The sequence below is a fragment of the Stenotrophomonas sp. 1278 genome (assembly GCF_029892765.1).
GTDB lineage: Bacteria > Pseudomonadota > Gammaproteobacteria > Xanthomonadales > Xanthomonadaceae > Stenotrophomonas > Stenotrophomonas indicatrix.
Genome location: NZ_JARXWD010000001.1, coordinates 98,522 through 113,319 on the forward strand (window position 1 = coordinate 98,522; position 14,798 = coordinate 113,319).

5 protein-coding genes are annotated in these 14,798 nt (G+C 68.2%); 2 read left to right on the forward strand and 3 right to left on the reverse strand.

Annotated elements, in window-relative coordinates; genetic code table 11:
• Positions 1-76: 76 nt before the first annotated feature.
• Positions 77-12,478 (forward strand): filamentous haemagglutinin family protein, encoded by a 12,402-nt coding sequence (locus M2299_RS00465; RefSeq protein WP_280883626.1) that lies wholly within the window; start codon positions 77-79, stop codon positions 12,476-12,478.
• Between the two features lie 324 nt (positions 12,479-12,802).
• Here M2299_RS00465 and M2299_RS00470 read toward each other — a convergent pair whose 3' ends face one another.
• The 3 genes from M2299_RS00470 to gspH are packed head-to-tail and all read right to left on the reverse strand — an operon-like array spanning position 12,803 to position 14,219.
• Positions 12,803-13,417, reverse strand: coding sequence for a prepilin-type N-terminal cleavage/methylation domain-containing protein (locus M2299_RS00470; protein ID WP_099844321.1), 615 nt, complete (start codon positions 13,415-13,417; stop codon positions 12,803-12,805).
• Entirely contained in the window at positions 13,414-13,776 is a 363-nt protein-coding gene (gene gspI / locus M2299_RS00475) for a type II secretion system minor pseudopilin GspI (protein ID WP_025874376.1), read from the reverse strand. Before gspI ends, M2299_RS00470 begins: the two co-directional genes overlap by 4 nt.
• Positions 13,773-14,219: a type II secretion system minor pseudopilin GspH gene (gspH, locus tag M2299_RS00480; RefSeq protein ID WP_025874377.1), complete on the reverse strand. Its 447-nt coding sequence runs from the start codon at positions 14,217-14,219 to the stop codon at positions 13,773-13,775. The genes gspI and gspH overlap by 4 nt, the downstream gene beginning before the upstream one ends.
• Before the next feature lie 116 nt (positions 14,220-14,335).
• On the opposite strand from gspH, the gene M2299_RS00485 reads away from it, so the two are divergent.
• Entirely contained in the window at positions 14,336-14,794 is a 459-nt protein-coding gene (locus tag M2299_RS00485; RefSeq protein WP_280883627.1) for a general secretion pathway protein, read from the forward strand.
• The last annotated feature ends 4 nt before the right edge of the window (positions 14,795-14,798 follow it).

A 14,798-nucleotide genomic window follows, 5' to 3' on the forward strand; every position in this document is an offset into this window, starting at 1 on the left:
TGCAGGGCATGCGTTACGCAGGCCCCCTTCGTACTCGCCGCGGCCGACGCGGCCCATCAGGTTGACGAGGTCCCCGATGTCGCACCCGCATTCGCCCGCCGCCCGTTTCTCCGCCTCCCTCTGGCGCAGCCACCCGATGGCCTGGGCCGTGGCCGTGGCGCTGGGCAGCGTGGTCGCTCCTGCCAGCCAGGCGCAGCAGGCCTTCAGCCCCGGCTGGTTCGCCGACCGCGGCGCCGCCCAAGGTGCGGCAGCGCAGAGTGGCCGTATGCCCAATGGCGCGCCGATCCAGTTCCAGCTGCCTGCACAACAGCAGGATGCGGCGCGACAGAAGCTGCAGCAGTCGATCGACAACCTCGGCACGGCCGCGCAGGCCATCGCATTGCAGCAGCGCATGCAGGAGCAGGCCCGGCAGGCGCGACGCGAGGCGGGCTTCGTGGTGGCCGATGGGCTGGGTAAGGATGGCCTGAAGGTGGACGAGAATCCGCTGACCCGTGGCTGGATCAATGCCCGCGAAGCGACCCAGTCGCAGGGCGCCGACGGCCGGGTGCAGGTCAGCATCGAGCAGACCGCCGACCAGGCGATCCTGAACTGGGAAACCTTCAACATCGGTGGCAACACCACGCTGAATTTCCTGCAGAACGCTGACTGGGCCGTGTTGAACCGGGTCAATGATCCGGCCGCAAGGCCCAGTCAGATTCTCGGCCAGCTGAAGGCCAATGGCACGGTGTTCGTTGCCAACCGCAACGGCGTGGTGTTCGGCAACAACAGCCAGGTCAACGTCCGCAACCTGGTTGCTGCTGCAGCACGTATCAGCGACGCGCAGTTCCGTGACAACGGTCTGTACAGCGTTGATGCGAACACGTCCGCCCTGACCGATGCGGCGGGCAAGATCATGGTTGAACGTGGTGCGCGCATCACCACGCATGAGCCCACCAGCGCAACGCGCGGCGGTGGCTATGTGCTGCTGGCCGGCCACAGCGTGGAGAATGCGGGCCAGATCGAAACCCGGAGGGGCCAGACCCAGCTGGCGGCCGGCGACAGCTTCGTGATCCGCCGTGGCGCGGGTACGGCGCAGAACACGGCTTCGACCACGCGGGGCAATGAGATCGCGCCGCGCTTCGTCACCGACAGCACGGCCGGCAGCGTTCGCAACAGCGGTCTGATCCAGGCGCGCGAGGGCGACGTCACTCTTGCCGGCCGCACGGTCGAACAGGCCGGCGTGGCGGTGGCCACAACGACGTTGAACCAGCGCGGCACCGTGCATCTGCTGAGTTCGTCCTCCGACAGCAAGGGCAGCGTGACGCTGGCCACGGGTTCGACGACGGCAGTGCTGATCGAAGATGATGGCAAGAGCACCGCGCTTGACAGCCAGCGCGACGCCCTCATCAAGGAATCGACCGAGCAGGACAAGCTTCGTGGCGCCAGCAACAGTGGCACCTTCGACAATCTCTCGCGGCTGCAGGACCGCCGGGAGCAATCACGCATCGAAGTCGTCTCCGGCGGCGATGTGAACTTCCAGGCCGGCTCGCTGGCGGTGGCCACCGGCGGCCAGGTGATCGCCGACGCCAGCCGGCGCAGCTACCTGGATGATGGCGCGCGCGTGGACGTCTCCGGTGCGGTGGGCGTGCAGGTGGCGATGGAGAGCAACAACGTCAAGGTGAAGGTGCAGGGCAACGAGCTGCGCGATTCGCCGGACAACCGTGACAGCGGCAAGCTGATCAGCAGCGAGGTGTGGATCGACCGCCGCCAGTTGATCGAAGTTGCCGCCGGTACCGGTGGCTATGAAGGTACGCGCTGGTATGCCGGCGGCGGCCTGCTGGAAGTGGGTGGCTACCTGGACAATCAGGGGCATTCGATCAGCGAATGGGCGGCGCAGGGCGGCACCGTCCAGCTGGCAGGCAAGGAAGTGGTCAGCCACGCCGGTTCGCGCATCAATCTGGCCGGTGGCAGCCTGGATGTGCAGTCGGGCGTGGTCCAGCAGAGCTGGCTGCGTGGGCGCGATGGCCAGTTGTACCGGCTTGACGATGCGCCGGCGGAGATGCTGTACGACGGTCTGTACCAGGGCTACGAACTGAAGCAGGAGCGTTGGGGGGTCACCGAATCCTTCCGCAATCCACTGGTTGCCCCTGGCCAGCGCTTCGACAATGGCTACACCGTGGGACGCGACGCCGGCCGCCTGTTGATCTCGGCGCCCACGGCCGTCCTGCAGGGCAAGGTGGATACGGTGGCCTTCCAGGGCGTGCAGCAGACGCGCCGCCCAGACCAGGGACAGGACGGGTACGCGCAGGCGCAGACGGCGGCGGCCCGCAACGCCCAGCTTTGGCTTGGGCGTTTCGACAACACCGGGCGCAGTGCAGTGTTCGATTCGCAGGTCCGCATCGGAGAGCTCCAGGCCGACACCCGGCCGTGGACGCTGCAGGCGCCGGTCGGGGAAGCACAGCGCAATACCGTGTGGTTGGACAGTGAGGTCCTGAGCGCCCAGCGTTGGGGGCAGGTGGACCTCGCTTCGGCCGGCCGCATCGATCTGGACGGCACGCTCAGGTTGCAGGAGGGCGGCCGGCTTGGCCTTGCCGCAAGCCGCGTCAGCCTCGGCGGAACGGTGCAGATTGCCGGCGGCCAGGTGGAGGCCGGCAACCTGCTTCTGGTGCTCGGCAGGCCGACGGCCCTGCTGTCCTCCGGGCGCGGCGCGCTCGATGTTGCGGCGGGCGCGCGGATCGATCTTGGCGGCGGCTGGAGCAATGCGCTTGCCGCGCCGGAAGGCGGTCCGGCACAGGCGTGGATCGACGGTGGACAGCTGCGCTTCAACGGCAGCCACGACATCAACGTGGGCGAGGGTGCACGGATTTCGGTGGATGCCGGTGGTGTCATCGATGCCAATGGCAAGGGGCGCGTGGGCAAGGGGGGCAGCGTCAGCCTGCTCGCGGCCAGCACCGAGGTCGCCACCGACGGCAGTGGCCGGCTGCGTATCGGCAAGGACGCACGCTTCAGCGCGCTCGGCAATGGCAGCGGCAACTTCACTTTGGCAACAGGCGGTGCGGTGGCCATCGGCGCGCCTGGCACGGACGCATCGGCGTCGTCGCTGCACTTGCAGGAAGCGCTGTTCAAGAGTGGCTTTGCCGGCTATGACATCGCCGGTCACAACGGCTTGACGGTTGAAGAGGGTACCCAGCTGCAGGTGGAACGACCGGCGCTGCGGCTGGCCGAGGGCGCACAGCAGGCACTGGCCCGCGAGCAGGGTGTGCAGGCCTGGACGCCATCGTTGTATGAGGCCGATCCAGCCAGCGGACGCGTGTCGCAGCGTGGCGGCGCCAGCCTGACACTGCGCGCCGGGCATCTGTTGTCCACGGCCGACCTGCGCGTTGGCAAGGGGGCCAGGATCGAGGTCGACCCGGGCCAGTCGATCGAACTGTTCAGCGCCGGCAACCTGACTGTGGCCGGTAGTCTGAAGGCGGCCGGCGGGCGCATCCGCCTGGACGAGGCATTCGATCCGTCGGGCGTACGCGGCGATGCACGCCGCGAGCGCCAGTGGACGATCACCGATGGCGCACTGCTTGACGTGAGCGGCGACACCGTTTCCCTGCTCGACGCGCGCAGGACGTTGCGCGGGCAGGTGCGCAAGGGCGGAACCATCGAGATCGGGGGGGCGCTGGACTGGGAGGACCAGGACAACGTGCGCCACCTGCCGCCCGATACCTTCGTGGTGGTGGAGCGCGGTGCACGGCTGGATGCGTCCGGTGCTTCGGCGCTGCTCGATATCGATGGCAGCGGGCGTACCCGGGTCGACAGCGATGGCGGCAGCATCGTGCTGCGTGCGGGCAATGCCCTGTACCTGCACGGCGAACTGGATGCAGCGGCGGGCGGCGACGGTGCGCGCGGTGGCACCCTTGGTGTTGCCTTCGGTGGCGGCACCTACGGCAGAACGGCAGACGGTAAGGAGGTGCTGGCGCCGCGGGTGATCTCGCTGACCCAGCACGCCGCGCAGACGGCGAGCCTGCCTGCACGCCTTGAATACGGCCATGCGGCACTGTCGGTGGAGCAAGTCGAGGCCGGTGGTTTCGATCATCTGGCCCTGTTCGGCGATATCCGCGCCCAGGGAGATGTCAATCTGCGCATGGACCAGAGCCTGCGCCTGCAAGGCGTGAACGAGCGATACCTCGGCTTCGTCCCGGGCAACAGCGCGGGCAGCCGCCTGCAACTGGCCGCGCCGTATGTCCGCCTTGCGCAGGGGCGCTGGTGGCAGCCGGCCGGGGAAGGCACGCTGCGCCCGCTGGAGGCACCGTTCGATACCGGCCGGCAGCATCGCCTGGAGGTGGACGCCGATCTGATCGACCTGCGCGACGTCACCTGGCTGGCCGGCTTTGATCAGGTCGGGCTGCGCAGCAGCGGCGACATCCGCATGCTGGCGCCAGTCGCCAGCACTTCACGAATCTCTACGCTGGCAAGCCCGGGTTCGATCGATATCAGCGCCGCACGCCTGTACCCTGCGGCCAGGGCCCAGGGACGCATCGTGGCCGGCGTTCCCGACATCGGTCCCTCGGGCGTGCCGTCCTGGCAGAACCCCGACGCCGTGCTGCGCATCCATGGCATTGCGGGCGGCGCGCAACCGGCACCGGATTCTGCGTTCGGCAGCCTGGAGCTGGTGGCGGCAACGGTGGTGCAGGGCGGCACGGTGCAGGCGCCGTGGGGCCGCGTGCAGCTGGGCGGCAACGAGTTCAACTCGAATCGTGCCAGCCGTGTCGATCTGCTTGCCGGCAGCGTGACCTCCATCAGTGGCGCCGGGCTGGCGCTGCCCTTTGGCGGCACCGTGGACGGTGTGAGCTGGCGCCGCAACGGTGCCGACTTCGATGTACTGGGCCCCGGCTCGATCAGCATCCCAATCGGTATCGACATCGTGGCCAATGCCTTCAGTGGCGCGGCGGGCAGCGTGCTGGATGTGTCCGGCGGAGGCGAGCTGTCCGGTGCCGCGTTCGTGGCAGGGCGCGGTGGCTCGGTGGACATCCTGCGGCATGCGCTGGCGGATGCGAACCCGCGCTACCGCTTCAGCGGCAGTGACAATGCGGTCTACGCGATCATGCCGGGACACTCGGTCACGCAGGCGCCGCTGGGCACCGCTGACGGCAGTGCCGATCCGCGCGTTGGCCAACAGATCGTCATAACCGCCGGCGTTCCCGGCCTTCCGGCGGGAACCTACACGTTGCTGCCGGCCAGCTACGCCCTGCAGAAGGGCGCATTCCGCGTCGAAGTTGGCGCCGAAAGCGCCGTCGGCAGCCGCCAGCCAGTGGCGACCGGCACTGGCTCCTGGCGCGTCAGTGGACACCAGGCGCAGAGCCTGGGCGGTGGTGTCTCACCGCTGCTCACCGATCTGGTGCTGACGCCAGCGGAGGTGGTGCGCCGCCATGCCAGCTACAACGAGACCTCCTACAGCGCGTTCGTGCAGGGCGTGGCCGAGCGGCGTGGCGAAGCGCTGCGCTGGCGGCCGACCGACGCCGGCAACCTCAACCTGGTGTTTGGCGACGGCGCAGGACGTTCGGCCGTGCCGGCCGCGATCTTCCAGGGCCTGTCCCATTTCAACGCCGGCAGCAATGACGGGCGCGGCGGCACGCTTTCGGTCAACCTGCGCACCTCCGATGGCGCGGTGCTGGTGATTGCCACCGAAGGCGACAGCGCCGGCAGCGGCAGCGGTGCAACCATCTTCGACTCCGCGCTCAATGCGTTCCGCCCGGAAACGATGCTGATTGGCGGCGTGCTGCGACGTGACGCGACGACCTATTCGCTGGAAGGCAGCGCGCGGCACATCGTGGTGCGCAACGGCGTCACCCTGACGGCGCAGGAAGTGCTGCTGTCGGCCGCGTTCGGAGGCAAGGGAATCCTGGTGGAGCAGGGCGCTTCGATCGATACCTTGACCGGGGCCGATCCGTCGCGTGTTGCGCAGCCCACGGCGCCCTACCTGGTGTCGGGCGGCCTGCTTGCCGTGTCCAACCAGCGCCTGACGGCGCTCAGTGCACAGGGCGGAGGCGCTGCAGGTCCGGTGGCGATCGACATCGGCGGATGCGTGGTGGACTGCAGCGGCCAGACCCGGTTGCTGTCGGCAGGCAGCATCAACGTGGTCACCGACGGCGCCCTGAACATTGGCGACGCGGTGAGCTACGGCACGCGCCAGCTCGGCCTGGGCATGTCGGCGCTCAATCTCGGCAGCGCCGAGGCCATTGCGGCGGCAGCGGCGGCCGGCGGCCTGCCGGTCGGCATGACCATGAACCAGGAGGTGTTGCAGCGATTGCTGCGCGGAAACACCGCTACCGGCGCGCCGGCGCTGGAAGCCCTCAACCTGACCGCGCGCGATGCCATCAACGTGTTCGGCAGCGTGGACCTGGATACCCGTGAGGGCGCAACCGGCCGCAGCAGCCTGCGCAGCCTGGTGCTGGGCGCACCGGCCATTCACGGTTACGGAACCGCGACCGATCGCGCGCGCATCTTCGCCGATACGCTGGTCTGGGACGGTACGCTGGCCGGCACCACATTGCCCGGCGGAGAGCAGACCCAGCCGGCCGGCGAGGCGATGGTGGGCCGGCTTGGCCAAGGGCAGCTGGAAATCAATGCAAGGGCGCTGGAGCTGGGGCGTGCGCCCTTTACCCGGCCCAGTTCGTCGGTGGCCGCGGATCGCCAGGTGCTCGGCTTCGCCGGCGTTACCCTGGCAGCATCGGATCGCATGTTGTTCTCCGGCAAGGGCAGTCTGGATGTCTTCCAGTGGCAGGGCGATTACGTGGCAGGCAGCGGCTGGCAGTTCAGCGGCGGCGCGCTGGATATCGTTACCCCGCTGCTGACCGGCAGTGCGGGCGCGCAGCTGGCAATCCGCAATGGCGGTACGGTGCAGTTGCGCGGTGCTGCGGCAACCGCGGGCAGCGATGCGTTGGGTGCGGAGTTGTCCATCACGGCCGAACGCGTTGTGATCGACAGCCGGGTGGCGCTGGCGTCCGGCCGGTTCGAAGCCAATGCCCGCCAGGGCGTGGCGCTCGGCAGCAATGCGGTGCTGGACATGGCCGGGCGCAAGGTCAGCCTGTTCGACGTGGACAAGTACAGTTGGGGCGGCGACGTAGCGCTGTCGAGCCGTGACGGTGACATCGTTGCCGACGCGGCGTCGCGCATCGATCTTTCCGCCCGCAACAACCGCGGCGGCCGCTTGACGGTTTCCGCGCTGGGCGCGCAGGGCGGCCGTGTCGATCTGGCGGGTACGTTGCTTGGCGGCGCCAGTGGCCGCTACGACGCCGGTGGCACGGAAGTGCCCTACGACGGCGGCGAACTGGTGCTGCGTGCACGTCAGCTGCAGGATTTCTCCGGACTGAACACACGGCTTACCGCCGGCGGCATTACCGGTGGCCGGACGTTCCAGTTGAGCGCAGGCGACCTGGTGATCGGCGATGAAGTGAAGGCACGCAACGTTGATGTCAGCGTCGATGGCGGCAGCCTGCAGGTCAATGGTCGCATCGATGCCAGCGGTGAACAGGTTGGCAGCATCCGCCTGTCGGCCCGTGATGTGCTGCGTATCGATGGCACATTGGACGCGCATGGCAGCGCCTTGCGCGTGGACAGCTACGGCAAGATCATCGACAGCCCGAACCGGGCCATGATCGAACTGACCTCGGCCAATGGCAGCGTGCAGCTGGGCGCTGCCTCTTCGATGGACCTGCGCGCCGGCACCTCGGTGGCCGCGGGGAGCGGCCCCGGCCAGAATGATGGCCGCGCACGCGGCAGCGTCAAGCTCAACGTGCCACGCGTGGGCAGCAACGACGCCGCGATCAATGTGGCCAGCGGCATCCGCATCGCCGGTGCCGCCGACGTCCAGGTAAACGCCTTCCGCAGCTATGATTCGGCGCCGCTGGCCAGCGCTCCGGATGTGCATGGCCATCGTCCGCAGGTGATCAACCAGCAATGGCTGGATACGGTGGTGGACCCGGACAACAGCCAGTGGATGAACGCCGCGCTGGTCAATACGGGATTGCAGCAGCGCACTGCCGCCTTGGGCAGCTACCGCCTGCGCCCCGGCGTGCAGATCGTGGCGCGGACCAGCAGTGACAACCCGCGTGGCGATCTGGTCGTGGCCGGCGATATCGATCTGTCCGGCTATCGCTACGGACCGCAGTCGAACCGGCTCGATCCTGCGCGCCGCGGCTTCGGTGAATCGGCCGCGCTGGTGCTGCGTGCCGAGGGCGATATCAATGTCTATGGCAGCATCAACGACGGCTTCGCGCCGCCGCCCGCCAATCCCGATGAGGACGGCTGGGTGTTGCTGGAAGGGCGCAGTAGCGGTACGCCCAACACCGCGTTCGGCGGCGACCTGATCGTGCCCGGCGAAGGTGTCCAGCTGCAGCGCGGCACCGAGTTCCGTGCTGGCGCCACGCTGAACTATGCACTGCCATTCGAGGCCGTAACCTTGCCGGCGGGAACCGTGCTGCCGGCGGAGATGGTGTTGTCCGGGCCGCTGCTGCTGCCCGCCGGTACCGTTCTGGGCGCGGCCGTGACGACAGGCAGCGGACAGGTGATGGCGGCCGGTACCGTGCTGGCACAGGCGCTGGCTTTGCAGTCCGGTGCCCGCCTGGGCGCTGGCTTCCGCCTGCGCACGCCGGCGCCGGTGGCCGCACAGGTGTGGCCGGCCGGTGTCGCCCTGCCCATGGCAATGAAGCTTTCCGGCGCACTGGACCTGCATGCCGGTGCGATCATCCCGTCGATGACCAAGGTGGAGCTGGCCGGCGATGCGCCGGTGAAGCTGCGAACGGCCGATGCCAGCGGGCGCCAAGGGCGCAACTGGGCGCTGGCGGCGATGCTGCCCGACGGCACCACCTCGTGGGATCTGACCGCGGTGGCCGGTGCGGATACGGCGGCTGCCGATCCGCGGACCCGCCGTTGGGGTAGCGATGGCAGCATCGTGCTGGCCGACAGCCACTACAGCACCATCGGCACTGTCACCACGACGACGGAATGGAAGGGTGATCGCATCGTCAATCTGGAGGGTTCTCTGTACTGGTGGGGCGATGAGAGTCTGGCCGGAAAGTCACCTGCCGAGGTGGCCGAGATCATCGGGACCACCGAGGCGGAGATCTGTGGTGCAGGCTCCTTCTGCGGCCCCGCGCCGCGCCTGGTGGACAAGGAAGGCTCGCTGGCATGGTGGGGCGATGAATCCTGGGTCGGCCGCCCGGCTTCGGAACTGGGTGCCGAGATGGGCATGTCGGAGGAAGAGATCTGCGCGGCAATGGGCTACTGCTATGGCGGCGGCACGCTGACGGAAGTCACGACCTATGGCAAGCGGCTGGGGGCACCGGCCTGGAGCGTGCTGCGTACCGGCAAGGGTGATCTGGCACTGCTGGCCGCGCAGGACGTTCGCATGAAGTCCGGCTTCGGCGTGTACACCGCAGGTGCGCCGACGTTGTTGGGCGATGGCAACGACGCGCGCTTCAACGCGGCACGTGCGCCGAAACCGATGAACACCGCGCTGCTCGGCGCGACGCAGGCCTCCGGATCCTATGACGCGGCCATCGCCGGCTACCAGGCGTGGTACCCGGACCAGGGCGGCAATCTGCGTGTTGAAGCGGGGCGGGACATCATCGGCGATGTCTGGACCGGCCGCTCCGAATCGGGCACGGCGCAACGTGACCAGGCCGGGCATTCCAGTGCCGCGGTGGGAAGCTGGCTGTGGCGGCAGGGTTCGGGCACGACGGAAGGTGTGCAGACCACAGCAACCAGCTGGTGGATCAACTTCGGCACCTACAGCACCGTCGGCGCCGAACTGGACGCGACGCCCCGCATGGTCGGCTTCACCGGCTTCGGCACGTTGGGTGGGGGCAATCTGTCCCTGGAAGCAGGCCGCCACTCGGGCGTGATCTCGCCGATGGGCAATGCCCTGGGCTTGTTGACGGCGCCCCATTCCAGCGCGATCGTCGCTGCGGTCGGATCGACCGGACGCGTCAGCGACGGTGAGCTGCATCTGACGGGGGGCGGCGACCTGACGCTGCGAAGCGGCGGAGCGCTCAACCCCGGCCTGCGCGCGAGCGCGCAGCAGCCCGAAGGTTTCCTGCAGGATCTGGATCTCAATGGCGCCGTGACCAATCTACGCGGCAGCACACTGCTGCAGGCGGCGCACATTGGTGGTGTCAGTGCGATACAGAGCAGCTACGGAACGTTGGGGCTGAAGAATCCGTTCGTGGCCGACGCCCCGGTGGCGATGGCGGGGCCGGTGCTCATCCTGGGTGATTCCACCGCGCTGGTGCAGGCGCGCGGCGATGTGGTGCTGGGCAGTGCGGCCGACCCCGGGCGGGTGCCGGTGGCCAATTTCAACGATATCCTGCTGGACGATGGCAGCCACGCGTCGGGCTCGAGCTGGTTCTCGCTGTGGACACAACGCACCGCACTGGACCTGTTCTCGGCAGGCGGGAACCTTTCGCCGGGCCTGGTCGGCACGCAGCATGTCAGCGGAAGCAACCAGGGCAGGGAGGTAATAGACATCAGCCCCAGCGATGGTGACGTCATCCTCAACTACTGGTTGTATCCGTCCCGGTTCAGCGCCGTGGCGGCCTCCGGCAACATCAATCTCGCCAGTCTGCGGGCGAGCGGCGCCACCCTCGGTGCCCAGGATGTCATCCTGCTGGCGCCCTCGGCGTCGGGTCGACTGGAGGTGCTGGCAGGAGGTTCCATCCTGGCTGCCGAACAGGCCACCCAGATTGTGCGCTCCAGCAGTGATGCCCGCGTTCCGGGCCCGTTCGATCCGGGCTTCATCGCGCGGGGGCCGGGAAATGCCGGAACCGTGCGCAGCAACGTATCCGTGGACGGGGGCAGGGCCGACCCTGAGGCCGTGCTGCCGTATTTCGCGTTCGGTCCCAATACAGCGCTCGGCGCGCTGCTACCAACTACCCCAACTGTAGCCAGCAGATTCTATGCCGTGGCCGGCGACATCATCGGGCTGGGCAGCGGCAGTAGGCGGCAGTTGTCGCGCGATACGGGGAACAACGGGCGCACCGTGTTCGACTGGTACGAAGCGGGCTCGGCAGTACAGCTGCGCGCCGGTCGCGATGTCATCAATGCAAACGTTACCGCGCTCAACACCAGCAGTACCGATATCAGTGGGATCGACGCGGGCCGCGACATCATCCGCAGCAATCTGACGGTGGCCGGCCCCGGCAATGTCGAGGTCAGCGCCGGCCGCCAGCTGCGCCAGGAAGAGGCGGGAAGCATCGTCAGCCTCGGCGGTATCGTGCAGGCTGACACCCGGCCGGGTGCGAGCATTGCGGTGACCGCAGGCAACCAGCATCTTGATTTCGATGCACTGCGCGCACGCTATCTGGATCCGGCCGCGCTCGCCGATCCGGCGCAGTCGCTGGCATCGCAGCCCGGCAAGGCGGTGAAGATCTATGACAAGGAACTGAAGCAGTGGCTGCAGCAGCGCTTCGGTCTGGCTGCCGATGGCGCCGGGGCGCTGGCCGTGTTCGACGCATTGCCGAAGGAGCAGCAGCGCATCTTCCTGCGCCAGGTCTACTACGCTGAACTGCGCGAAGGTGGTCGTGAGTACACCAATGCAGAAGGGCCGCGCTTCGGTTCCTACCTGCGCGGGCGCGAAGCGATCGCCACGCTGATGCCGGACAAGGATGCCAATGGCGCAACGATCAACCGTACTGGCGATGTCGTGATGTATGGCGGCTCCGGTGTGCGCACCGAAGCGGGTGGCAACATCGAGCTGATGGCGCCAGGCGGGCAGATCGTGGTGGGCGTGCAGGGCGTGGTACCTCCGGCCAGCGCGGGCCTGGTCACCCAGGGCCAGGGCGACATCCGTCTGTTCAGCCAGGACAGCGTGCTGCTGGGCCTGTCGCGGGTGATGACCACCTTTGGTGGTGACATCCTGGCGTGGTCCGAGCAGGGCGACATCAACGCCGGCCGTGGCTCGCAGACCACGCTGCTGTACACCCCACCGCGTCGGGTCTACGACACCTGGGGCAACGTCATCCTGTCGCCGCAGGCACCGGCCAGCGGCGCCGGCATCGCAACGTTGAACCCGATCGCCGAAGTGGCGCCGGGCGATGTCGACCTGATCGCGCCGCTGGGCACCATCGATGCCGGCGAGGCGGGTATCCGCGTGTCGGGCAACATCAACCTGGCGGCACTGCAGGTGCTCAACGCCGCCAATATCCAGGTGCAGGGCGACAGCAAGGGCCTGCCGGTACTGGCCTCGGTGAACGTCAACGCGCTCGCGTCGGCAAGCGCTGCGGCCAACAGCGCCAGCCAGGCCGCACAGGACGTGATGCGCAAGAGCCAGGACGATGCGCGGCGCAACCAGCCGTCGGTGATCAGCGTGCAGATCCTGGGCTTCGGCAGTGCCAGCAGCAGCATCGACCCGCCAACGCGCGGAAACACGGCCGCCGCCACGGGCTACGACGTCAACAGCGCCTTCCAGTTCCCGCAGGCGCGCGCAGACGCGGGCAAGCAGCAGGTGCAGTAGACCGACGCCATACGTGAATGGAGGAGCGGTGCGGGCCAAGGTCCGCACCCACCACGCGCAGAACAGAGGATCGGGCCAGCTGCCAGGGAACGGTGGCGGCCCCAGCCAGGACGGCACCGAGGGCAAGGAGCAGCCATCAGCGGTGAGGACCACCGACACGGCGCCGCCGGGCGCGGGACAGCGCCCGGCGGCAGGAGGGCGGTAGATCCACGCCATGCGTGGATGCCTCTCAGTAGATCCACGCCACGCGTGGATGCAGTCCAGTAGATCCACGCCATGCGTGGATGCAGTCCAGTAGATCCACGCCATGCGTGGATGCTCCTCTCAGAGCGCCACCACCCGCCGGTAATTCAACGGCCCGCGCCCATCACGCAACCCCAACCGCAACTCCAGACCGGTAGCCGGCAATACCTCGCCCTGGCTCGGCAGCATCGCCCAACCCACCCCTGGCTGCCACGCCCGCACCTCGAAGCGCTGCACATCACGTGCCACCAGCAACCCGCGCGTTGGCTCGGGCGCCGGCAGCGGATAATGATCGGAAGGCGTACCGCTGGCACGCCACAACGTGCTGCCTTGCCGCCACCAGCGAACGCGCTGCCACTGCAGCCCATCACTACCGACGCTGCGGGTGATCTCCAGCGTGAAGCCACCATCGGGGTGGCGCTCACTGGTCAACGACGGCGGCAGCAGCCGCGCGGGTTGATCGGCCGGGCGCACCGCGCCGTTCATCAGCGCATCGTCAGCGCGCATCTCGATATCGCGCTGGAACTGCTGCAGCACCCGCATCGCCGTGCTGGTCTCGGCATCGGCCTGGCGCAGGCGCTGGTCCGTATTGGCCACGCTGTCCAGGGCGCGCCAGCAGATCACCGCCAGCACGCCCATGATGGTGATGGCGATCATCACCTCGATCAGGGTGAAACCGCCCGCCGCGCGTTTCATGGCGCCGCCGTCCACGGCAACTGCAGGCGCGTCAGCGATTGTTTCGGTGCATCTTCGGCCACCACGCTCAACTCCAGCTGCGGTTGTCCGTCGGCGCCATTGCCCAGGTGCTGCTGCACCAGGAAGCGGGTGCGCCCCTGCAGGCACAGCAGACGTGCATCGCCGGGAGGCTGTGCGGACAGACGCAGCTCCTGCCAGCGGTCCTGCGCGCACAACAGGGCCAGCCGACGGTCACGCAGACGCGACTGGTCATCGGTCGCCACCGCCACCGAGCGCATCACCGCCGCCAATGCGATGGCCACGATGGCCAACGCGATCAGCACCTCAATCAGGGTGAATCCGTGTTGCTGCCGTTTCACTGCAGGACCTGCAATTGTCCGCTGCCATCATCACGAAGACGCAGTCGACGACCGTCCAGCGACAACGCCAGCTCCCACGGCACACCAATCCATTCGGGGCTCAGCTCGATGGCAGCCGTGGGTTGCACGGTGATGCCACGGGTCTGCCACTGCTGGGGGCGCAGCAGGTCATCACGCCGCAGCTCGACCCAGCCCTGGCTGTCGCGGCGGCTGAAGCGGTAACCCTCTGCAGTGGCCTGCCAGCGGATCGGCCGACCATCAATGCGCGCTTCATCGCGAGCGACCTGCAGGCGCTGCGCCAGCCGCTCCGATTCCTGGCGCAGCTGCCGCGCGGGGTCGAGCAGGCTGCCCAGGCCGAGGCCGATACCCGCCGTGCAGATGCCGATGATGACCAGCACCACCATCAGTTCAATCAGGGTGAAACCGCGTGGTCTGCGTTGCATCGGACATCGCCTCCCGTCCTTGCCGATACCTGCCAGCGTAGGCGCGGATGATGAAACAAAAGCGTCAGCGTCAGCTGCTAGCGTGGCCGCACAGGAACCTGGCGAAGGTGCGGAACATGGACGGCAGGCGTTGGGATCGCAATCGCACGTTGACCCTGCTGGCGGCCATGCTGCTGCTGACCGTGGCGGGATACTGGGGCATGGCCCTGTTCATGGCGCCGGTTCGCATTGGCACCGCCACAGTGCAGGTCGCCGTACCCGCTGCCCCGGCCTTCGACGACGCTGCGAGCGCACCGCTGGTGCGGCTGCTTTCGCCAGGTGCAGTACAGACCGACGTGACCGTGCTGGGCGTAATGGCCGGGCAGCAGGCGCCGCTGGCGCTGCTGTCGGTGGATGGTGCGCCTGCCCAGGCCTATGCACCGGGCCAGCGTCTCGGCCCATCCACGGTCCTGGCAGCAATCAGCGCGAACGCGGTTGAACTGCAACAGGCAGGCCAGCCGCGCTCGCTGCCCGTGCCCGAACTGCCGCCGCTGCCCACCGATGGCATCGTTCCCGCCGCGCTGGGGCGGCACTGAACAC

Excerpts from the sequence above, each read along its gene's own strand:
- M2299_RS00465 (WP_280883626.1), top strand. The coding sequence starts at position 77 with ATGTCGCACCCGCATTCGCCCGCCGCCCGTTTCTCCGCCTCCCTCTGG.
- M2299_RS00470 (WP_099844321.1), bottom strand. The coding sequence starts at position 13,417 with ATGAAACGCGCGGCGGGCGGTTTCACCCTGATCGAGGTGATGATCGCC.
- gspH (WP_025874377.1), bottom strand. The coding sequence starts at position 14,219 with ATGCAACGCAGACCACGCGGTTTCACCCTGATTGAACTGATGGTGGTG.
- M2299_RS00485 (WP_280883627.1), top strand. The coding sequence starts at position 14,336 with ATGGACGGCAGGCGTTGGGATCGCAATCGCACGTTGACCCTGCTGGCG.